Raw genomic sequence first — 20,270 nt, 5'->3', positions numbered from 1 at the left:
CGAGCCAGCCGGGCGGCACAGTCGCCCCATCAACAGAGTGTCCAAGTCGGGATATCCGTGGATATCCCGACTTGGACAGCATCAACACACACACCCAAAGCAAACCGGGTCAGGGCTTCAGAGCACCTGATTCCCGGCTGCTGTCATCAGCGATCAGCGACGACGCGGACCGCCGGGACGGTTGCCACCGGGGCGAGGGCCGCCCGCTGCAGCATTGCGCTCGCGATAGGTGATGCGGCCGCGACTCAGGTCGTAGGGGCTGATCTCCACCAGCACCTTGTCGCCGGCCAGCAACTTGATGCGGAACTTGGTGAGCTTTCCGGCCGCCCGGCAGAGGCATTGGTGGCCTGCTGGCTGCTCGAGGGTGACCAGGTAAAACCCGTTGCCCTGCTCCTTCTCGATCACACCGGAAGTCTCGATCATGCGCGGCTGCCGCTGGAAAGACGTACTGCTCATCAGAGTCTAGTTCGCGCACCAGAACCGCTAGGGTCGGCGCTCGCTCAACCCCACAAGCCGAGACCCTGATGATGCTGCCTCCCGTGACGATGGATCTTGGGTTGCTGCTGATCTCGATCGGGGTGGTGAATTTGTGGCGCGCTCGCCAGGCCTCCTGAGCACGCTTCTCTTCCATAAGCCCTATGGGGTGCTGAGCCAATTCACCCCGGAGCCGGGCAGCCGCTGGGGCTGCCTGGCAGAGCACATCCCCATCCCGGATGTATACGCGGCAGGCCGGCTCGATGCCGACAGTGAAGGTCTGCTCCTGCTCACCGCCAATGGGCGGCTGCAACAGCGGCTCACCGATCCGAGTTGGGGCCACTGGCGCCGGTATTGGGTGCAGGTGGAGGGGGAAGCTGCTCCTGATCAGCTACGCAGCCTCGAACAGGGGCTGCTGATCCAGAAACAGCGCACCCTGCCAGCTCGGGCTCGAACGATCAATGATCCGGGCCTGCCGGAGCGCAATCCACCCATCCGCCAACGCCTCCATCTCCCCACCAGCTGGCTGGAGATAGAACTGCGGGAGGGACGCAACCGGCAGGTTCGGCGCATGACGGCCGCCGTAGGCCTGCCCACCCTCAGGCTGCTGCGGGTGGGGATCGATCTGATGGATGGTGCACCGCCTCTCAGGCTCGAAGGGCTTGGACCCGGGGAGTGGCGCTGGGTGGATCGCGATGAGGAACGACGGCTGCAGGCTCTGCTTCAACAACCAGGGCGACGCTCCCCGGGTCGCGGCGGCCGAGCCGGAGGCGGGAAATCAGGCCGGGGCGCTGGCGGCGGATAAGGCGGCTTAGCGAACGAGGCGCCAACCTCAGCCCAGTGTGTCTTTGAGCTCACGCACCACCTGCAACTGCCCGTAGTAGTAGTTGGCGCGGGCACGCCGATCGGGATCAGAGAGGCTGTCGAGGGCTTCGAAGCCCACGCTCTGCCAGAGCTCATGACCGCAGGCACGAGTGATCTCCTCGATGGCCTCTTGCTCGAGCACACCGAGGCGGCGCTGGAGATTCTTCGTTTGCGCAATGCCCATCACACACGCGCCGCCGGCGCCAACACTGAATCAATAGTACAGGCGCACCACAGACGGTGCCATCCGTGCGGTCACGGCTTTAGGCCAGGCCTCAGAAGGGCAGTTTCTTCTTGGCGTCCTTATCAAGGTCGGCTTCCATCTCGCGCAAGCGCCTGAGAATGGTGTCGTAATACTCGCGTAAGTAGCTCTCGAGGCTGGTGGTATCGGCAGGATCCAAGCCGAAGGCGGCGTAGCTCTCCTCCATCGGTGCATCGAGAGGGGTGCCACCACCGATCACCTTGTCGAAGGCGAGGCGCTCAGCCACGTTGACGGCCGGCTCAAAGAACGATGCAACGCCCTGCATCATGCGCAACAGGAAGGGGCGCACGCGGAACAAGCGTGAGCTCTTGCTGCTGTACTTCTCACAGAGTTGGGTGATTTCACCCGTGCTCCAGGCGCGGGGCCCCACCACCGGCAGAGCTTTGCGAATCGTTTCTTCCCGGCTTAGAGCGGCCACGGCAAAACGGGCCACGTCTTGCGTGTTCATGTAGGCGATCGGCGTGGGGGTGCCGCTCACCCACACCGTTTGGTTTTCCAGCACCGGAATAGCGATCTGGCTGATCAGACCCTGCATAAAGGCCACGCAGCGCAGGATCGTGTAATCGAAATCGGAATCGATCAAAGCCTGCTCCGTGCAGTGCTTGATGTCCATCAACGGAACATCGCGATGCTTAGCCGCATCCAGCAGCGACACGAACACAAACCGCTTAACCCCGGCGCGCTCGCAGGCGTTGAGCAAGTTGAGCTTGCCGCTCCAATCGATGTCGTAACTACTGCCGGGATCACTGGCCCGGGCCGTGGCGGCATCAATCACCGCCTCTTGGCCTTCAAGGGCGTAATCGAGGCTGTCGGGCTCGAGCAGGTCACCACGGGTGAGCTCGCAGCCCCACTCCTGCAGGAAGGAGGCACGCCGAGGCGATCGCACCATGCAGCGAACCTGATGGCCGGCATCGAGGGCTTGCCGGGCTATCTGCCTGCCCAGCGTGCCCGTAGCACCGATCACCAGCACCTGCATGAGGCTTGTTCAGCGAGGCACGAGCCTAGTGGTGTGCCTGCTGCCGCGCGCTCGCCAGAACCTCAGCTGTTGCCCTCAAGCTTCAGCAGCAGAGCACCACCCACGAGGCCGATGGGGATCAGAACCCAGAACAGCGCTGCAGTGCCGAAGATCTCCGAGGCCATGACCAGGTGCAGTTACGGCTACCTGTTTAGCGCAGCCGCCAGCTCCAACACGCGTGGCCAGGGAGCATTGCAGCGAAACAATCCATCCATCACCCCAGAGCGCAGGGCGATGTAGCCCTCGGCGCGCAGGGCGCGAAGCAGCGGCTCGGTGGCCGGGGTGCCACCATCCAAGCGCCGCCCTAACTCAGCGCTGGGCCAGCAACGGGCCGGCTCGCCGGGATCCGCGAGCAAACGCTCGATCAGCCTTCGGCTAGCCGGGGCGACGAAATCTGCGGGCGCGGCTGCGGCTGCAGCCAACATCGCTTTCAGGGTGGGGGGGTGCTGCAGCGGCCCCAGCCAAAGGGGGCCAGAGACGGCCAGCGGCGGGGCGGGATCGGGGCCGCTGCAGGCGCAGGCGGGCCATTGCCGCAGCTGCAGCAGGCTCTGCTGCAGCTGATCGCCGCAGGTGTGGCAATGGGCCAGCAACCCCAGCAGCTTCTCCTGATGGGTATCCGCACGGCGCTGCAACTGAATGGCGGTGCGGAAGGTGCGGCCTTCACTGAAGCTGAACAGCGGCCGGATACCTCGGCCGAGGGCCCAGGCAGCTCTGGCCACCACGGCGATCTGCAGGCGCAGGGCCAGCTCCCAGCTGGCGGGATGGGCACGAGCCGCGGCACCTAAAGAGCGGATGGCGGCAGGGCGGTCGTGGCCGGTGGGGGAGCGGCCATCGGTGCTAGCCAGATACAGCACTCCTTCAAACTTCAAGGCCTCCAGCGCGGCGGGCACCAAAGCGGTGGGGCAGCCGAAAGCATCGAGGTCGAGCAACCCGAAGCGGCGTTCCTCGAGCAGGCACCCTGCCAACAGCTTCTGGGCCGTGAGATCCGTGATGGCAGCCGCGTCGCCCAGGGGGGCGAGGTTGCGCTGCAACAGCGGCAGGCGCTCACCATCGGCATCGTTGGCCCACACCGTTGCCGCCCTGGCCTCAAGGCCGTAGCGCAGAGCGCGGATGCCGCAACCGGCCATCAGATCCAGCACCCGCAGCGGCGACTGCTGGGCCAACTGAGCTGCCAGCAGCACCCCCAGATCGCGGGAGGGGCGGGATTCCGGCCGAAAAAATCCGGCCCCCAGCTCCAGCGCCGCAGCACCTTCGCAATAGTGATGCATCTGCCCAGAGCGCTCTGCCGTGTCGGCCACCACCGCTTCCCCAGCCTCTGCGCCCTACCCCCAGCCTGCCCCCACGGGGTCCCAGTGGGGTGAACACGGCACCTGGCAATGGCAGGAGCATGCCTGCCATTGGCGCGTGCTGGGCGATCGGCGCCATCCAGCTCTGGTGCTGATCCATGGCTTCGGTGCCGCCAGCGGCCACTGGCGGCATAACGCTGCAGAGCTGGCCGCAGCGGGCTGGTGTGTGTATGCGATCGATCTGGTGGGCTTTGGCGCCTCCAGCCAGCCGGGGCACCAACGCCACCGCCCGCTCGACAACCGCCTCTGGGCGCGCCAGCTGCAGGGCTTCCTTGAGCAGGTGGTGCAGACGCCGGCCGTGCTGGTGGGCAACTCCCTGGGCAGCCTGGTGGCGATCACCTGTGCCGTGTTTTATCCGGTGTGGGTGGCCGGGGTGGTGGCAGCACCGCTACCGGATCCCACGCTGCTGATGCCCATGCGGCGGCGGCAGCGCCCCTGGCGCCGGCAGCTGAAGCGCCAAGTGGTGGTGGTGCTCTGCCGGCTGCTCCCCCTCGAGCTGCTGGTGCCACTGATCGCCCGTTCACCACTGCTTGACCTAGGCCTGCGCAGCGCTTACACCGATCCCGAAGCGATCGACAGGGAGCTGCGCCGCCTGGTGGCGCGGCCAGCGCTACGACCTCGGGCACCCCAGGCGCTGCGGGCGATGAGCATCGGCATGGCCCTACGGCCCCATGGCGCCACAGCGGCGGTCTTGCTGGCCCGGATGCAGCAGCCGCTGCTGGTGGTGTGGGGCAGCCGCGACCGGCTGGTGCCGCCGGTGATCAGCGGCCAACTGCGGCGGCACAAAGCGGATCTAGAGCTGCAGCTCTTGCCCGATCTGGGCCACTGCCCCCATGACGAGCAACCGGCCTTGTTCAATCGGCACGTGTTGAGCTGGCTGGCGCGTAATTTGGGTGCTGATTAGCCACGCGCACAGCCCTGGGCATGAAGCACACCCTGTCGGTGCTGGTGGAAGACGAATCGGGCGTGCTCAGCCGCATCTCCGGCCTGTTTGCCCGCCGCGGTTTCAACATCGAGAGCCTGGCGGTGGGGCCAGCTGAACGCCAGGGTGTCTCTCGGCTCACGATGGTGGTGGAGGGCGACGATCGCACCCTCGCTCAGATGAGCAAACAGCTCGACAAGTTGATCAACGTGCTCGAGGTCACCGACCTCACCCGCATCCCGGCCGTGGAGCGTGAACTGATGCTCGTGAAAGTGTCAGCACCCGAGAGCAAGCGGTCGGCGATCCTCGATCTGGTGCAGGTGTTCCGTGCCCGTGTGGTGGATCTCGGCAGCGAAGCCCTCACCGTGGAGGTGGTGGGTGATCCAGGCAAGCTGGTCGCCCTGGAAAACGTGCTCAAGCCTTACGGCATCCTCGAAATCGCCCGCACAGGCCGCATTTCCCTGGAACGTGCCTCAGGCGTGAGCACCCCTTATCTCAAGGTCACCAGCCTTGATAAGCGCGTGCCGGCCTGAGCCGGCAACGGCTTACTTGGCGTCTTGCACCAGGGTGCCGCCCTGCAGCAGCTTGGCGCTGATCAGCTTGTCGCCCTGGCTGATCTGGTCGACCACATCCATCCCCTTGGTCACCCGGCCAAACACGGCGTAGCGACCATCCAGCTCAGGCAGAGCACGAAGAGCGATATAAAACTGCGCGCTGGCCGAGTTGGGGTCGTTGGATCGGGCCATCGCCAGCGCTCCGCGCTGATGCTGCAGCTTGAGGCGCTCGGCCTGACCAGGGCCCACGGTGATTTCGCCGTAGCGCGGGCTGCCCTCACCATCAAGGAAGAGCTCCAGCGGGATCAGCCGTGGCTGGCCCGTGGTGGGGTCGATGAAGCTGCCAGTGCCCAGCAGATCAACCGGGGTGTTGGGGTTGGCGCTCTGGGGATCGCCCCCCTGCACCACGAAGGGGATGGGCTCCTTCACCACGCGGTGGAACAGGGTGCCGTTGTAGGCACCGCGGCGCACGAGATCCACGAAGTTGCCAGCCGTGAGCGGGGCGGCGGCGCCATCCAGGCTGAGCTCCACCTTGCCCTTGCTGGTGTTGAGCTCCACCAGGGCCGTGCCCTTGAGGCAAGGCACACCAGAGCTGCCGCAGCCAACGCTGGTAGACGGGCCAGGGGCTGCGCAGGCCACGGGGCCGAAGGGGCTGAGCAGCAGCAGCAGCGCCAGTAGAAGGGAACGCATCGCGGGCATCACACACCCTCCAGCGGCACGCCGAGGAAGCGGGCCAGCTCGGCACCACCGCGCTCGAGATCGGCCAGGGGCATCGGTTCGCCAACGCGGGTGAGGGGCAGATCGCGGCGACCCTGCACCCGCAGGGCCAGGCGGCGGCGGGGGTTGAGGCCGTCGCGCACATCCACCTTCACGGCCTGGATGTCTTTGAGAGGGGTGGTCACGCTGATCCGCTGACGGAAGCCACGGCGCGTCACGGTGAGGGTGCCGGAGCTCTTATCGAAGCTGTTGGCACCCGCGCCCACATCGAGAGCGATCACAGCCCATAAATAGGAAGAGAGCAGGGCTGCAGCGATGCCATACAGGCCCATCACCAGGCCCTGGGGGACCCAGCTCAGGGCCGCCGGATTGCCGATCGGCAGCAGGTCCTTTCCGAAGTAACTGGAGGCACTGGTGAGCAGAAAACCAAGCCCGCCGGTGCTCACCACAGCCGCCACCAACACATTGGACAGACGGCGGGAGCCCAACACATCCTGCTCGAGCAGCTCGGAGGAAGAGGCAGCCTTCGCTGCAGATGCCGAGGCCATACAGGCGTTACAACCGGTGGCCTGCCATCTTGGCGCGCCTTGCGCCCAGGCTGGCCAGGGCCTGAGCACAAATACCCAAAACGCAATGGTGACGGGCCGTGTCAGCCCGCCAAAACCCGCCTCGCGCTGCGGTTCAACGTTGTTACCATCGCCCGGTAACCCACAGCCCGCGGTTTTTTCCACCCATGACGATCGCTGTAGGGCGCGCGCCGCAGCGGGGATGGTTTGACGTCCTCGATGACTGGCTCAAGCGCGACCGCTTCGTTTTTGTCGGGTGGTCGGGTCTGCTCCTGTTCCCCACCGCCTACCTGGCGCTGGGTGGCTGGCTGACCGGCACCACCTTTGTCACCTCCTGGTACACCCACGGCATTGCCAGCTCCTATTTGGAGGGCTGCAACTTCCTCACCGCTGCGGTGAGCAGCCCGGCTGATGCCATGGGCCATTCCCTTCTCTTGCTCTGGGGCCCTGAAGCCCAGGGCGACTTCGTGCGCTGGTGCCAGCTCGGCGGTCTGTGGACCTTCGTGGCCCTGCACGGCGCCTTCTCCCTGATCGGCTTCATGCTGCGTCAGTTCGAGATCGCCCGCCTGGTGGGCATCCGCCCTTACAACGCCATCGCCTTCTCCGGCCCGATTGCGGTGTTCGTCAGTGTTTTCCTGATGTACCCCCTCGGCCAGAGCAGCTGGTTCTTTGCACCCAGCTTTGGCGTGGCCGCCATCTTCCGCTTCCTGCTCTTCCTGCAGGGCTTCCACAACTGGACGCTGAACCCCTTCCACATGATGGGCGTGGCCGGCATCCTCGGTGGCGCTCTGCTGTGTGCCATCCACGGCGCCACGGTGGAGAACACCCTGTTTGAAGACGGTGAGCAGGCCAACACCTTCAAGGCGTTTGAGCCCACCCAGGAAGAAGAGACCTATTCGATGGTCACCGCCAACCGCTTCTGGAGCCAGATCTTCGGGATCGCGTTCTCCAACAAGCGTTGGCTGCACTTCTTCATGCTGTTTGTGCCGGTGATGGGTCTGTGGACCAGCAGCATCGGCATCATCGGACTGGCCCTCAACCTGCGTGCCTACGACTTCGTGTCGCAGGAAATCCGCGCTGCTGAGGATCCTGAATTCGAGACCTTCTACACGAAGAACATTCTTCTGAATGAAGGTCTGCGTGCCTGGATGGCACCGGCTGACCAGCCGCACGAAAACTTCGTCTTCCCTGAAGAGGTTCTGCCCCGTGGTAACGCTCTCTAATCCTTCTCTCTCCGGGATCGGCGGGAAGGACCTCGACTCCACGGGCTATGCCTGGTGGTCGGGGAATGCTCGTCTGATCAACCTGTCGGGTCGCCTGCTGGGAGCCCACGTCGCCCACGCCGGTTTGATGGTGTTCTGGGCTGGCGCAATGATGCTGTTCGAGGTGAGCCACTTCACCTTCGATAAGCCGATGTATGAGCAGGGCCTGATCCTGTTCCCCCACGTGGCCACCCTTGGCTATGGCGTGGGCCCAGGTGGTGAGGTTGTTGACCTCTACCCCTTCTTCGTGGTGGGTGTGCTGCACCTGATCAGCTCCGCCGTGCTCGGCCTCGGCGGTCTGTACCACGCACTGCGTGGACCCGAAATTCTGGAAAACTATTCCGCCTTCTTCTCGCAGGATTGGCGCGATAAAAACCAGATGACCAACATCATTGGCTACCACCTCATCCTTCTGGGTGTGGGCTGCCTGCTGCTGGTGTTCAAGGCCATGTTCTTCGGTGGCGTCTACGACACCTGGGCTCCTGGTGGCGGCGACGTGCGCCTGATCACCAACCCCACCCTTGATCCTGGTGTGATCTTCGGTTATCTGTTCCGCGCCCCCTTCGGCGGCGAGGGCTGGATCATCGGTGTGAACTCGATGGAAGACATCATCGGTGGCCACATCTGGCTTGGACTCACCTGCATTTTCGGTGGCATCTGGCACGTGATCACCAAGCCCTTCGGCTGGGTGCGCCGCGCCTTCATCTGGAACGGTGAGGCCTACCTGAGCTACAGCCTGGGCGCCTTGAGCTTCATGAGCTTCATCGCCTCGGCTTACATCTGGTTCAACAACACCGCCTACCCCTCGGAGTTCTACGGCCCCACCAACGCCGAAGCCTCCCAGGCTCAGAGCTTCACCTTCCTGGTGCGTGACCAGCGCCTTGGCGCCAATATCGGTTCAGCCATGGGCCCCACCGGTCTGGGTAAGTACCTGATGCGCTCCCCTACGGGCGAGATCATCTTTGGTGGTGAAACCATGCGCTTCTGGGACTTCCGTGGTCCCTGGCTGGAGCCCCTGCGCGGCCCCAACGGCCTGAGCCTCGACAAGCTCCAGAACGACATTCAGCCCTGGCAAGTGCGCCGAGCGGCTGAATACATGACCCACGCCCCCAACGCCTCCATCAACTCGGTGGGCGGCATCATCACCGAGCCCAACTCGGTGAACTTCGTAAACATCCGCCAGTGGCTAGCTGCGACTCAGTTCGTGCTCGCCTTCTTCTTCCTGGTGGGTCACCTGTGGCACGCCGGCCGCGCCCGCGCTGCTGCTGCTGGCTTCGAGAAAGGCATCGACCGCAAGGCCGAGCCCACTCTGGCCATGCCCGACCTCGACTGATCTCAGATCAGCGAACGACCCTCAGCCCTCGCCGCAAGGCGGGGGCTTTTTTATCTGGAATTGGGTAGTTATCAAGCTGTAGCGAAGAAAGAATCCGAAACAGTACTCACCAGAAACAATCAGAAAAGGCGAGAGAGAACACGTGCAAGCCGAGGTGATGGACACAGCGTCTACTCGCTAGTGTCGGATTCCGATCTTCTGCGGAGATTTCATAAAAGCGTGGGCTCCAGTGCATTCCTGCAGGCCGCAACCCCCAAATCCTGCTGACCCTTAGCCCCGAAAAAGAGCCAGTTCTTGAAGTGCCAAAGAAATAATGACAGGCAGTCTGTCACAGAATAAAATAGAAAAATTCAAAAAGATCAAGTCTTGAGCAACGCCATAAGAGTCTCACTGCACTCACTCATGGGCACAACCCTTGTGCCATTGGCGCTCTGCTACCTAGGCAACCCACAAGCCGCATCAGCGAACCCCAATATAATAACCGTCAACAACAAAACCTACACAGTTGGCTACGGGCCTAACAAGCAACCCTGGAATACTGCACAACAGGATCCAAGATACGAAAACTCTCCCTGGTGGGGAGATGAGTGGCTCGCCAAAGACTTTAGGGATAGCTGGAGTGCGCAATACGGAGATACAGAGATTGTAAACTTCGCCTACAAAGCAGGTCAAACCACTGTATACGGTGTTTGCTCATCTCTAGACAAATCCCAATGCAGTTCCGATGGTTTTGCAGCATTTACATCCAATAGCAACGTTTTCCCATGGGCATTTGGATCACCGGTGCCTAATCCCGCTCCACCTACACCGACGACTGCTCCGATCAATCCAGCGGGAAACATTAATGGCACCAATAACAATGTAAGTAGCAACCTGTCTTCAGGCAGATTACTGCCCCAGTTCGAAGGAGGAACGCTTACTGTCGACCAAGACAATCAGACATATAACCAAGATTTTACGTTAAGCAGCTCAACCGACAATGCCATCAACAACAAAGGATTTCCCGTTAAGTTTTCAGGTATTTTTAGCGACGCGTCAGGCGCATCAGGAAACATCACCTTCAGACCGAACGGCAACTACATCGAGATTAGCGGCAGAAATACCTATACAGGAATCACCATTATCGACGGAGATAGTACTTTAGTGAGCCGCTATGGTGCCATACCCGACTCCTCAGATGTATACCTTTTTTCTCCCGACAGCAAGCTAGCCATCCTAGGCGGCGACGAAACAATTGCCTCACTAAGGTCGACCCACGGGACCGCTACCGTGAACCTAGAAGGCAATAGTCTATCCCTTGGCAGCGCATCATCGAGCCCGGCAGTATTTACAGGCTCGATCATAGACTCCTCAGGGAAAGGCAAAATCATCAAAACTGGCAGCAACCTTCAGGCTCTCAGCGGAACAAATACATATACAGGAGCAACAATCATTAGAGGTGGGAGACTCGCAATCATCGGATCCATCACATCAGAGACCACGGTAGAAACTGGGGGGACACTACAGGGTACAGGAACTATTTTTGGAGATGTCATCAATGAAGGCAATGTATCCCCGGGCAACGATGACATCGGCACGCTCACCGTGGATGGCAACTACCTCCAGGGCATAACAAATCCCAGCGCCAGCCTCAATATCGATGTCAACGGATCAGACTCTGACCTGCTGAAGATCACAGGCCCTAACCGTGTTGCACTCCTGGGAGGCAAGCTGAACATCAGCTCCTATCAAGGTGCACCCATCTCTGCCAACAAGATCTATACCGCTATTGACGTTACCGGTGCCGATTCAACTGGAGAGGGAATTGGCCTGACAACCAGTCTTAATGTTATTGGCTCATCTGGTTTCACCTTCGCGCGCGAAACAGACAAACTCTTTGGCAAAATCGATCCCAACTACTACGCCACCTGCACCAGCTCGGATCCCAATATTCAAAAGAATTGCACGAAGCTGCAATTCGCCTGGGTAAAGAATGATCCCACAACCGGTCAACCACTAAATCCGAATACCACCAAGCTGCCCGGAAAGGAAACCATTGCCAACGTCAATAAGACTGGTGGGGCAATTACAACAGCTTCATCCGGCAATCCCAACTCCAACACCAACACCTGCACCAGCAACGGTGGTTCTGCATCGGCTTGTCAGCAGCAGAACAAGCCTGGCACAGGGGCTTCTGGCAACAACAACAACACAGTGGCTACTGCCAAGGCACTCGATGCAGGCTGGGCTTCTGTCAGTGCAGCTGTCACATCTGGTGTAACGGGTGGCAAGGCAATCGGCACAACCGGCTACACCACCAATCAAACCAGTGCAGCGCTCGTCACGCCTGACTTCGCCAATGTGATCGCTGCGCTGTTTGCTGTTCCCACCCGGCAACAGCTCAACCAAGCCCTCCACTCCATCTCCGCTGAGCCCTACGCCTCCATGCAATCAGTGGCCCTGGAAGCGATGGAGCAGTTTCGTGCCAACACACTCGCCCTCACCTCTGGCACCAAGGCCATTCCCTTCATTGCAGAAGAAGAGGTCTGCACTGTTGATGGCAACGTCGAGCCCCGTGCCGATGGCGCCCAGCAGCTCCAGCCCGATTGCAAGCCGCGCACCGTTCAAAGGCTCACGCCCTGGTCGTTGCTGATCGATGGCACCAACACCCAAGCCACCCTCAACGGCACCAACGATCTCGCTTCCCTCGACTACAACATCTTCTCCAGCTCCTACGGCCTCCAGTACGACTTCAATCGCAACTGGAGTGCTGGTGCTGCCTTTGGCTACGGGCGTGCCAATCTCTACAACTACGAATACGCCGACGTTCGCATCGAATCCTCCACCTACTCCGGTGCTGCATGGGGCATCTATCGCCCATCCGAGAGCTGGAAGTTCACGGCGCTGGCCGGTTACATGAACCTCCAGTACGAATCAGACCGCAACATCAACTTCGGGGGGCTCAACCGCACCGCCAATGCCAACTGGAGCGGCAATGGTTTCACAGCAGCTCTGGCAGCCGAATACGACTGGGTGCTCTCCTCCGATAAAACCAGCCGCTCCGCTGTGCGCATCAAGCCCAACACCTTCTTCTCCTACGCCCTCCACAACCAAGGAGCGTTCTCGGAAACCGGCGCTGACTCCCTCAACCTGGCCCTCAACTCACACACCGCCGATTCCCTCATCTACGGCATCGGCTTCCAGATCGAGACGCCAATCGTCACTGGCAAAACATCACGCCTGATCCCGCGCCTCTCCCTCGGCTACGAGTACGACTTCAACGGTGATTCCAACGAGGAGCACCAGCTCACCGCTTCCTTCGCAAACGTGCCGGCCCTCGGCTCTGTTGATGTGCTCGGTCAGAACCGCGGGGCTAATGCGCTTGATGTGGGCCTCTCGCTGGAATACGAAACGTCTGAAGCCCTCTCCCTCTATGCCGGCGTGGGTGGTGCCTTCTGGAGCAATGGCAACGAGCTCAGCTATGGCGGGGGGCTCAAGCTGCGCTGGTGAGAGCTGCAGGGGAATGCTTTGAGCATTCCCTGCTCAGCAATCAATGATTCAATCTTTCAAACGGCGCAGCTGGTCAACGGCTACCTTGCTGATGCCCAATGCGCGCACAATCTCAGGCACGAGGAAGTGGTGGCTTGCATGGCCCTTGCGATCGATCCTGCAGCCAGAGGACAACGTGTGAGCAGAAGGGAATGATGAGGCTGCAGGCTGAACAAACGCGATGATTCACCGTCTCGCCGTGAGCGGCTATCGCTCTCTGCAGAACGTGGTCGTGCCCTTCGGCCAGCTCACGCTGGTCACCGGCGCCAACGGCAGTGGCAAATCGAACCTCTACCGGGCCCTGCGATTGCTCACAGCCGCAGCTCGAGGAACGATGGTGGGAGCGTTGGCCCAGGAGGGAGGCCTGCCAGCCGTGATGTGGGCTGGACCGGAGCGCCTCAGCCGGGCGATGCGCCAAGGCGAGCAGCCCGTTCAAGGAGGTCCGCGCCAACAGGCGGTGCGGCTGCGGCTGGGGTTTGCGGCCGAGCCCTTCTCCTATGCCGTGGAACTGGGTTACCCACAGGAACGACAGAGCGCCTTTGCCCTTGATCCCCAGCTCAAAGGGGAATGGATCTGGGCGGGCGAGGGATTCCACCCCAGGGCGGTGCTCAGCAGCTCAGGGCCTCAACACCATCCCGATCAATCACTGTTTCAACGCGGCTTTGATCCTGATCAACAACCGGAGGTGATGCTGCTACGTGAGCAGATACTCAGTTGGCGCTTCTACGACAGCTTCCGCACCGATCCTGAGGCGCCAGCCAGACAGCCGCGGGTGGGCACCCGTTGCTTTGCCCTCAGCGGCGATGGTGGTGATCTACCAGCCGCTGTGCAGACAATTCTTGAAAACGGGGATGGCAACGGTCTGCAACAGGCGATGGATGATGCCTTCCCGGGCTGTCATCTCAGTGTTCAAACCGATGGCGGATCGTTTCGCCTGCATGTGCATCAGCCAGGGCTACTGCGGCCGCTGGAGGCAGCGGAACTTTCCGATGGAACACTTCGTTATCTCCTCCTCACCGTGGCGCTCTTCAGCCCGCGGCTACCGCCTCTGTTGGTCTTGAACGAACCGGAAAGCAGCCTGCACCCAGAGCTCTTGGCCCCTTTAGCCCGATTGATTCACGCAGCGGCCGAGCGCACGCAGGTGTGGGTGATCGCCCATGCCCCAGCGCTGATCAACGCCCTGGCCCAACAGCCCCAATGCCGGCATCTCCAACTCGAACGAGAGCTGGGGGCCACCCAGGTGCAAGCACAAACAACGCTGGAGCGAGGCAGCTGGCGCTGGCCGGAATCAAACAAGGTGTGAGTGCTTAATGCGCAGCGCAACCTCTTGGATAGGGAAGCCTGGAGCTTGGACCCACGCAAACGCTGCTACCAACATCGCCACTTTGGCTTGACGGCTTCGGTTAAGACACCGGTGCCGCTGCTCCTTCAGGACGTGGCGCTGCTGGCACGGCAGTGCTTCAGCGGCTGCGCTGATGCCACGGCGCGGCGCCCCGCGCAAGCCACGCCCCTACCGCTCCAGCATGGTTTGTTTCGTAAACCCAAGGCCCTGAAACCTTGAAGATCACTTGAACCTCTCTACGGTTCAAGCGAGGTCTGCTCGCGAGAACATGGAGATCAACCATCCCGCGCCAAAGCGCCCCCTATCACCACAAGAAGAGCTGGCTCTGCAGCAGTTCCGCGAACAGATTCATCAGCAGGTATTGCATGGTGGTTTGTCAGTGGACAGCGTGCGAAACATCGTGCGTACGCTCAAGCAACACCCCGACTACAGCCAGGAGATCCTTGCGGCCATCGACGAGGAGATCCGCGAGATGCGTGAGGTTGCCCCTGGGATCAACGTGTTTGCACTCGACTGAGCCACATCTGCCAAGCCTTTGGCTGCAGCAGGCGCATCCAGAACACACCGGCAGTGCAGGCATCCACAATCAATGGGCTACCACCACGCCTGAGGAGCAGCAGGCGGCAGAATCCCGTGCAGCTATGAGATGGTGGCCCCAAAAGCCATCTGTTTGCAGCCAGGTCTGTTGACATCACGGCCGCTGAGCCCTGGCAAGTGCGCCGTGCGGCTGAAGACATGACCCACGCACCCAACGCCTCTCTGAACTCGGTGGGCGGCATCATCACCGAGCCCAACTCGGTGAAATTCGTGAACATCCGCCAGTGGCTGGCTGCGGCTCAATTCATGCTTGCCTTCTTCTTCCTGGTGGGCCACCTCTGGCACGCCGGCCGCGCCCGCGTCGCTGCTGCTGGCTTCGAGAAAGGCATCGTCCGTCAGGCCGAGCCCACTCTGACCATGCCCGTCCTCGACTGATCGCCTCGATCACTCGTTCGTCCTCAAACCCTCGCCGCAAGGCGGGGATTTTTGGTTGCACCGATGACCCGAGAGCATTTTGCTCTGATCAAAATCAGCCTGCGAGAGGCCCTGGCCAGGCAGTCCCACTGGCGACATCTGCACCCGGACCGGAAGCTGGCGCTGGCCGTGATGACTGCGAGCAACACAACGACACCACAACCGCTTGGTCTCAGATCCCAACTCGCAAGACTCGATCCATGGGGTGAAAAAGGTTTTCCAATGTTCAGAATGCGGTGAGCTCCGACTTCGCCATGACACGCCCCCTACCTCATCTGATCAGCCTTGGCCTAACGGCCGGACTAGTCACCGTGATCAGTGCCCCAGCCCTGGCCAACAAACTCGACGCTGTCAGCCAGCGTCTAGGCAACGCATGCAAATTGCGCGTGGTGGAGCAATTTGACGTGAGCATGGCTGAAGCGCGGATCAGCCTCGGCGCCACGCTGAAGCAAAGCCTCGATTCCGGCGCGATGACCATGAAAGACGTGAAGGCCAGCGGCCTCAGCTTCAACTGGGCCGTGGACGGCAAAACAGCCAAGGGCTATTGCAATGTGAACTACGACGGCACGGTGAACGAGTTCAAGCAGTGGTAAAACCACTGGCCACGGCGGCAGCCTGCATCGGTGCCGCCGTAGCCGCCCTTTACTGGGGCCAGGGCTACATCATCGGCTTCATCTACGGCCAGGCGATGAAAGGCCATCGGGCGGCCGAGGGGCGTGGGCTAGAGGCCTACTGCCTCCTGAGACGCCACGATGACACGCTACCGATTCAGCGAGGGCCGTGTGCGTTCAGGGAACGCGATGGAGACATAACAGTGTCGATGCAGCCACATGGAACGTTCAGTTTCGCGGCCAATCAACACGGGATCAGCCACCAACATGCTGACAACGCCGATGGCATCCGCTTCACCAGAGAAGGGGAGTTCACCTTGCAAGTGTTCTGGCGCAAACCGCTTCAGTGCTCTGGCCCAATCACGGCGCCTGTATCGGTGGTGTTCCTGAACCAAGCAGATCCCCCCAGCGTTGTTCTCGCGATTGGGAACGAGACCCTGGTGGTTCCGATCGCGCCTTCGGGTAGCGGCGCTCGCTACAGCGCTGCGGGTGTGGAGCTCTGGGAGCACCAGGGCAGCACGCAGATCAACTGGAACGGCCAACTCCTGCAGTGCAAGGCCCCTTGAGCTCACACACTGATGAATCACATGCCTTGAGCGAGCAGAACCGATCAAGTGCCTTCCATGATCCCAACACTGCTTGCCCTCGCGTTTGTGCTGCCGATCCCCCTGTTCAGGCCCAATCACCGCGAACGCACCGATCAACAGGAATGGCAGCAGCTCCGCCTGGCCTTCGAAGCCCTGGAGATCGCGGTGATCGGCGAGCATCCCCGCTGCCGCGAATCCAACCTCTACGGCCTATACGTACGCGGCAGCCGGCACGTTGTGGGCAGCCGCAGCGCCGGCAGCTACGAGGTGGCGCCGATCCGAATCCTTGGGGTTCCGGCACTCGTGGTGGCGTCACCACAGCTGCATGGCGAGCAGTCGGTGGTGAATGCGCAGCTACGGCTGCTCTATGCCAATCAAGCCCTATGCCGTCAGGCCGAACAACTCTCGGAACTGCTGCTGGAGCACGTGGTGAATCACACCCGCCTTCGCTCCGGGATCGAGCTCACCGTGCCGCTCCCCCACACCAGGAGCTGGCTGTGGAGCTGAGCGTGCTGTTGATCACCCATGCCGACGATTAGTGGGCGGCAGAACGGGCTCTGCTCACTCAGATCGTGGCGCGGTTTGAGCGCGACCAACTCCCCATGGCTCAAGCCCAGGCCATGGCCGCCAGCTGAACCGCAGTCACTCCAACACCCTCCCTGGCGCCGTGCACACCCAGGTGCGGTTGATGCCTTTGGCGGAGAGAAAGGGCGTGTCGTAGAAACTCGGCTGCCCCTTGGCGCTGTCGCTGTTTTGCACACGCCATTGTTCGCGCTCGCAGCTCACCGTGAGGGTGAGGGTGCCGCCGCCAGGTTGGTTGATGCGAAACAGACGCACCCCGTCGTAAAGCCCAAGTGGCTTGGCATGGAGCTCACGCAGCAAGATCGCCAACGCCTGCTGCGGTTCAGCCTTGGCAATCGCCGGCATGCAGGTCGCCATGGCAAGGGAGAGAATCCCAGCCGCTAGCCGATCACGTCGCTTACTACCGCCTGCCATCACACAATCCTGGTTGGCGTCATTGTGATGACACCAACCAGGATTGTCAGCGCAAGACTCAGCAGGAGACAAGACAACCAAACTCTTGCTCACTAGGGTTTGCCAATCACCTCAAGGATCTGCTCGCCATGCTCCGACACACGCTGACCCTGGCAGCAGCCCTCCCTTTGGTGATCAGCAGCGCAGCCCTCGCCCAACCCGCCAGCCTCAGCTACCCGCGTCCTGGCGTGGTGTGCGACTCGGTTGGCAAAACCTGCTACGACAGCTACGGGCCCTCCATCGGGATCACCTCAGAGGTGTACGGCAAGAAGGCCGCCAACCATCTCTCCAAAAACCTCAGCCAAACCAGCAGCCGCGACTTCCGCCTGAGCACTGGCCAGGCCTGCAGCGTGGCCAAGCGCACCTGCTGGAACGACGGATGGGGTGAACGCAACGTGGCAGCCGGACTCACCAATCAGCTGTTCGGCTCCAGCACCAGGCCCGGCCAGGCCCAGGTGAGCCGAGATACAGGGCTTTGCAGCCTCAGCCGCGGTAGCCAACGCGTCTACGACGGCCCCTGCCTACTCAAGCAGGTGAGCCAGGGCGGCCAGAACCGCTACGAGGTGCAACTTCAGAACGGCAACACCTACACCTTCCAGCAAGTGGGTGGGGGCTTCCAGACTCGTGATGGTTTTGGTGGCACCTGGCCGGTGACCTTCATCGACCACGGCAACACCGGTATCTTCCGCTTCGGTGACTACAAGCTGGTGGCCACCCAAGAGAATTCCAACCGCAACACCACTAGCAACCGCGATGCCGCTGTGGGCAATGCCCTCGGCAACCTGCTCAATACTCTTTTCCAGTAAGAGCGACCTGGGACGTCACATCGGCTTCATCGGCCACAGCGCAATTGAGTAGCCAACCGTGCGTGCCCTGGCCCTCGCGGTAAGCCGTGCCTGGTGCACGCACATCACGGAATGATCAAGGGAATCATGAAAGCGATGGCTGGCCTTCAGAGCCTCTCCGCGATGGCCAAGCTGGCTGAGCGCTATGGCGAGCGTTGCGGTGGTCCTGTGATTGTCGCCGGCTTCGTGGTGGGTCTTGGAATTGTGCAGCTGGCCAGCGGGCCACTGGCACAAACCAGCCGCTTCAGCCTGGAGTTATTAATCCTGCTAGTGCTGCAGCTGGTGGGGCCCATGATGGTGGCGCTGTTTGCGCTGGCACTGCTCCTGCCCCGTTGGATCCAGCGTCTTCAAGTCGTGGGAGACGCCTACCGCGTTGAGCGGCTCGCAGCGGCAGGTCTTGCGGGCGCTCTGCTCCAGTTGCTGTTTCTGGCAGCCGCGATGTGTGGCGGGGTGCTGGGAACGCCGCGTAGCGATCTGGTGGGTGAATTTCGTGATCTGCTCTATGGAGTTCTGCTGCCGGATGTAGCCCGCTCGTGCCTGCGGGCAGGCGTGTTTCTTGCCGCAATGAGTGGGTGGTGCCAATGGCGTAGCCGACGTGCTCTGCTGCGCGGCCAGGATCCAGGCCTCTTGGTGAGCGATCAGCTCGCCGAAGGATTTCTCTTGCTGCTATCACTCAAATTGCTATGGATCAGCGTGATCGATCCCTTGCACCTAAGCGCAAGCCCGCAATGAGTCCCACCATCCCCCCGAACAGCCTCCGCGAGCGCTATGTGTTCTTGGGTTCCGGCCTGGTGCTGGCAGTTGCGTTGGTGGTGGGGATGGCACGCGAACAGCAATGGGGCACACGCTGGGTGTTGTTGCATCTGTTGAGCAGCAATGCCGAAGGGCTGCGTTCCGGGCAGGACGTGCGCATTTCAGGCATCCCCGTGGGCAAGGTGCAGGCCCTACAGCTCGAACCCAATGCCAAGGTGAAAGTCACCCTGCGGGTGCAAGAACAGCATGCTGATCTGATTGGCCCCAAAAGCATGGCCAGCCTTGGCCAAGAAGGCGTTGTGGGTGATCACTTCGTGATCATCAGCGCGGATCCACAGGCCACTGAACCTGGCGCCAAATTGGCAGAGCGCACCTTGCCCTATGTGCAACCCGTGGCGATCAACAACCTGATGCATCGCTTGATCGACACGCAAACCGAACTGCTGGCGACGCTCAAAAACACAACGCGCCTCACCAGCCATGAGATCCCCGCCACCCTTCGCGGGATCAACAAGCTGGCCTCCACGCTAGAACGGGAAACGGCAACCACCACACCTCAGCTGCGGCAGACACTGCAACAGCTGCGTTCAACCGGCAGCAGCGCCGAGCAAACCTCCCGCCAAGCTCAGCAACTCCTGCAACAGAGCCAGCCCTTATTGCTCAGCACACTGCAAGACCTCGAACGCGTGGCCAGCAGCAGCCGCAAGATTCTTCAAACCGTGCAGCAGCTGCTGGGGCTGAGTGATGAAACGCCTAAAAGCTCAGATTGATCACGTGATGAGCCTTCGGGCCTGTGGGCTTCTTGAATTCCAGCGGCAGATCGCCATCACGCGTGACGCCCTGGCGCATCTCCGATGACGCGGCCTGCAGGTGGTTCTGTTCTTGAGCCACAGGCTGCTGCACCTCTGGTGTGGTGGTGGCCAGCACAATCGGCTCCATGGCCGAGGCATGCATTCCGAAACCACTACCAACCAGGAGGCTTCCAGCCATCAACAGCGCAACAGACTTCATTGGAGGGGATCTTGAGCACTATCCAGGCCATAGCCACGGCCAAGCGGCGATGGCAACAGTGCTGCGCTGATCTGATGCAACACGATCCGCTAAGCACCGCCGTGCGGCGTTGATGCTGAGATGGAGCGGATCCAAGAGCTGCCCGGGCCCAGGCCCTCCGAGCCATGACGAACACCCACCGCAATGCCACCAAGCTGTGCCGGGCACTCATCGTGGTTGGGATGGTGGTGAT

At 61.5% G+C, this 20,270-nt stretch carries 24 protein-coding genes and 1 pseudogene; 16 read left to right on the top strand and 9 right to left on the bottom strand.

The features are described from left to right. Positions 1 to 153: 153 nt before the first annotated feature. Complete coding sequence (infA, locus tag KJJ24_RS00430) at positions 154 to 423, bottom strand: translation initiation factor IF-1 (RefSeq protein ID WP_214340006.1); 270 nt, start codon at positions 421 to 423, stop codon at positions 154 to 156. 166 nt (positions 424 to 589) lie between these two features. Here infA and KJJ24_RS00425 point away from each other — a divergent pair, with 166 nt between their 5' ends. Then, entirely contained in the window at positions 590 to 1,279 is a 690-nt protein-coding gene (locus KJJ24_RS00425) for a pseudouridine synthase (RefSeq protein WP_214340004.1), read from the top strand. A gap of 27 nt (positions 1,280 to 1,306) precedes the next feature. Here the strand turns inward: KJJ24_RS00425 and KJJ24_RS00420 are convergent, their stop codons facing one another. The 4 genes from KJJ24_RS00420 to KJJ24_RS00405 form a co-directional block, all read right to left on the bottom strand. Next, entirely contained in the window at positions 1,307 to 1,522 is a 216-nt protein-coding gene (locus KJJ24_RS00420; RefSeq protein WP_214340002.1) for a hypothetical protein, read from the bottom strand. 91 nt (positions 1,523 to 1,613) lie between these two features. Continuing rightward, complete coding sequence (locus KJJ24_RS00415; RefSeq protein WP_214340000.1) at positions 1,614 to 2,576, bottom strand: NAD(P)H-binding protein; 963 nt, start codon at positions 2,574 to 2,576, stop codon at positions 1,614 to 1,616. Positions 2,577 to 2,638: 62 nt separating this feature from the next. Beyond that, positions 2,639 to 2,740 carry a cytochrome b6-f complex subunit PetM gene (gene petM, locus KJJ24_RS00410; protein ID WP_214339998.1) on the bottom strand — a complete coding sequence of 34 codons (102 nt, stop codon included), beginning with the start codon at positions 2,738 to 2,740 and terminating at the stop codon, positions 2,639 to 2,641. A gap of 18 nt (positions 2,741 to 2,758) precedes the next feature. Further along, complete coding sequence (locus KJJ24_RS00405) at positions 2,759 to 3,913, bottom strand: N2,N2-dimethylguanosine tRNA methyltransferase (RefSeq protein WP_250544816.1); 1,155 nt, start codon at positions 3,911 to 3,913, stop codon at positions 2,759 to 2,761. On the opposite strand from KJJ24_RS00405, the gene KJJ24_RS00400 reads away from it, so the two are divergent. Together KJJ24_RS00400 and ilvN are read left to right on the top strand one after the other, a co-directional pair. Next, complete coding sequence (locus tag KJJ24_RS00400; protein ID WP_214339996.1) at positions 3,903 to 4,865, top strand: alpha/beta fold hydrolase; 963 nt, start codon at positions 3,903 to 3,905, stop codon at positions 4,863 to 4,865. The two genes, KJJ24_RS00405 and KJJ24_RS00400, sit on opposite strands and share 11 nt — an antisense overlap. A 20-nt stretch (positions 4,866 to 4,885) precedes the next feature. Further along, positions 4,886 to 5,416 (top strand): acetolactate synthase small subunit, encoded by a 531-nt coding sequence (gene ilvN / locus KJJ24_RS00395; protein ID WP_214339994.1) that lies wholly within the window; start codon positions 4,886 to 4,888, stop codon positions 5,414 to 5,416. Positions 5,417 to 5,428: 12 nt separating this feature from the next. On the opposite strand, the gene KJJ24_RS00390 is transcribed toward ilvN, so the two are convergent. Both KJJ24_RS00390 and KJJ24_RS00385 read right to left on the bottom strand, forming a co-directional pair. Next, positions 5,429 to 6,127 carry a peptidylprolyl isomerase gene (locus tag KJJ24_RS00390; protein WP_214339989.1) on the bottom strand — a complete coding sequence of 233 codons (699 nt, stop codon included), beginning with the start codon at positions 6,125 to 6,127 and terminating at the stop codon, positions 5,429 to 5,431. A gap of 8 nt (positions 6,128 to 6,135) precedes the next feature. Further along, entirely contained in the window at positions 6,136 to 6,702 is a 567-nt protein-coding gene (locus KJJ24_RS00385) for a photosystem I assembly protein Ycf4 (RefSeq protein WP_214339981.1), read from the bottom strand. Between the two features lie 185 nt (positions 6,703 to 6,887). Here KJJ24_RS00385 and psbD point away from each other — a divergent pair, with 185 nt between their 5' ends. From psbD to KJJ24_RS00335, 10 genes and pseudogenes are all read left to right on the top strand, one after another. Further along, positions 6,888 to 7,943 carry a photosystem II D2 protein (photosystem q(a) protein) gene (gene psbD, locus KJJ24_RS00380; protein WP_214339501.1) on the top strand — a complete coding sequence of 352 codons (1,056 nt, stop codon included), beginning with the start codon at positions 6,888 to 6,890 and terminating at the stop codon, positions 7,941 to 7,943. Beyond that, positions 7,927 to 9,315, top strand: a complete 1,389-nt coding sequence (psbC, locus tag KJJ24_RS00375; RefSeq protein WP_214339979.1) for a photosystem II reaction center protein CP43 — start codon at positions 7,927 to 7,929, stop codon at positions 9,313 to 9,315. Before psbD ends, psbC begins: the two co-directional genes overlap by 17 nt. Before the next feature lie 402 nt (positions 9,316 to 9,717). Beyond that, positions 9,718 to 12,804: an autotransporter domain-containing protein gene (locus KJJ24_RS00370; RefSeq protein WP_214339978.1), complete on the top strand. Its 3,087-nt coding sequence runs from the start codon at positions 9,718 to 9,720 to the stop codon at positions 12,802 to 12,804. Positions 12,805 to 13,024: 220 nt separating this feature from the next. Then, the gene (locus KJJ24_RS00365) at positions 13,025 to 14,146 is read left to right on the top strand and encodes an AAA family ATPase (RefSeq protein WP_214339977.1); all 1,122 of its coding nucleotides are present in this window, start codon (positions 13,025 to 13,027) and stop codon (positions 14,144 to 14,146) included. Positions 14,147 to 14,233: 87 nt separating this feature from the next. Beyond that, positions 14,234 to 14,404 carry a hypothetical protein gene (locus KJJ24_RS00360; RefSeq protein ID WP_214339975.1) on the top strand — a complete coding sequence of 57 codons (171 nt, stop codon included), beginning with the start codon at positions 14,234 to 14,236 and terminating at the stop codon, positions 14,402 to 14,404. A 49-nt stretch (positions 14,405 to 14,453) separates the two neighbouring features. After that, positions 14,454 to 14,702 (top strand): hypothetical protein, encoded by a 249-nt coding sequence (locus KJJ24_RS00355; protein WP_214339973.1) that lies wholly within the window; start codon positions 14,454 to 14,456, stop codon positions 14,700 to 14,702. Between the two features lie 185 nt (positions 14,703 to 14,887). Further along, a pseudogene (locus tag KJJ24_RS00350) lies at positions 14,888 to 15,157 on the top strand (Photosystem II reaction center protein); the annotation flags it as partial. Between the two features lie 293 nt (positions 15,158 to 15,450). Then, positions 15,451 to 15,789: a hypothetical protein gene (locus tag KJJ24_RS00345; RefSeq protein ID WP_214339972.1), complete on the top strand. Its 339-nt coding sequence runs from the start codon at positions 15,451 to 15,453 to the stop codon at positions 15,787 to 15,789. Continuing rightward, positions 15,783 to 16,373 carry an MliC family protein gene (locus KJJ24_RS00340; RefSeq protein ID WP_214339971.1) on the top strand — a complete coding sequence of 197 codons (591 nt, stop codon included), beginning with the start codon at positions 15,783 to 15,785 and terminating at the stop codon, positions 16,371 to 16,373. The genes KJJ24_RS00345 and KJJ24_RS00340 overlap by 7 nt, the downstream gene beginning before the upstream one ends. Positions 16,374 to 16,430: 57 nt before the next feature. Next, entirely contained in the window at positions 16,431 to 16,901 is a 471-nt protein-coding gene (locus KJJ24_RS00335; protein ID WP_214339970.1) for a hypothetical protein, read from the top strand. A gap of 135 nt (positions 16,902 to 17,036) precedes the next feature. Here KJJ24_RS00335 and KJJ24_RS00330 read toward each other — a convergent pair whose 3' ends face one another. Next, positions 17,037 to 17,390: a hypothetical protein gene (locus KJJ24_RS00330; RefSeq protein WP_250544815.1), complete on the bottom strand. Its 354-nt coding sequence runs from the start codon at positions 17,388 to 17,390 to the stop codon at positions 17,037 to 17,039. Positions 17,391 to 17,518: 128 nt separating this feature from the next. On the opposite strand from KJJ24_RS00330, the gene KJJ24_RS00325 reads away from it, so the two are divergent. From KJJ24_RS00325 to KJJ24_RS00315, 3 genes are all read left to right on the top strand, one after another. After that, the gene (locus KJJ24_RS00325) at positions 17,519 to 18,235 is read left to right on the top strand and encodes a YcgJ family protein (protein ID WP_214339969.1); all 717 of its coding nucleotides are present in this window, start codon (positions 17,519 to 17,521) and stop codon (positions 18,233 to 18,235) included. A gap of 135 nt (positions 18,236 to 18,370) precedes the next feature. Next, entirely contained in the window at positions 18,371 to 19,006 is a 636-nt protein-coding gene (locus KJJ24_RS00320; RefSeq protein WP_250544814.1) for a hypothetical protein, read from the top strand. Beyond that, positions 19,003 to 19,797 (top strand): MlaD family protein, encoded by a 795-nt coding sequence (locus tag KJJ24_RS00315; protein ID WP_214339968.1) that lies wholly within the window; start codon positions 19,003 to 19,005, stop codon positions 19,795 to 19,797. Before KJJ24_RS00320 ends, KJJ24_RS00315 begins: the two co-directional genes overlap by 4 nt. On the opposite strand, the gene KJJ24_RS00310 is transcribed toward KJJ24_RS00315, so the two are convergent. Then, positions 19,781 to 20,017: a hypothetical protein gene (locus KJJ24_RS00310; protein WP_214339967.1), complete on the bottom strand. Its 237-nt coding sequence runs from the start codon at positions 20,015 to 20,017 to the stop codon at positions 19,781 to 19,783. The two genes, KJJ24_RS00315 and KJJ24_RS00310, sit on opposite strands and share 17 nt — an antisense overlap. Between the last annotated feature and the right edge of the window lie 253 nt (positions 20,018 to 20,270).

Origin of the sequence: Synechococcus sp. LA31 (assembly GCF_018502385.1) — a bacterium.
Lineage (GTDB): Bacteria > Cyanobacteriota > Cyanobacteriia > PCC-6307 > Cyanobiaceae > Vulcanococcus.
This window is presented reverse-complemented; position numbering and strand designations above follow the sequence as displayed.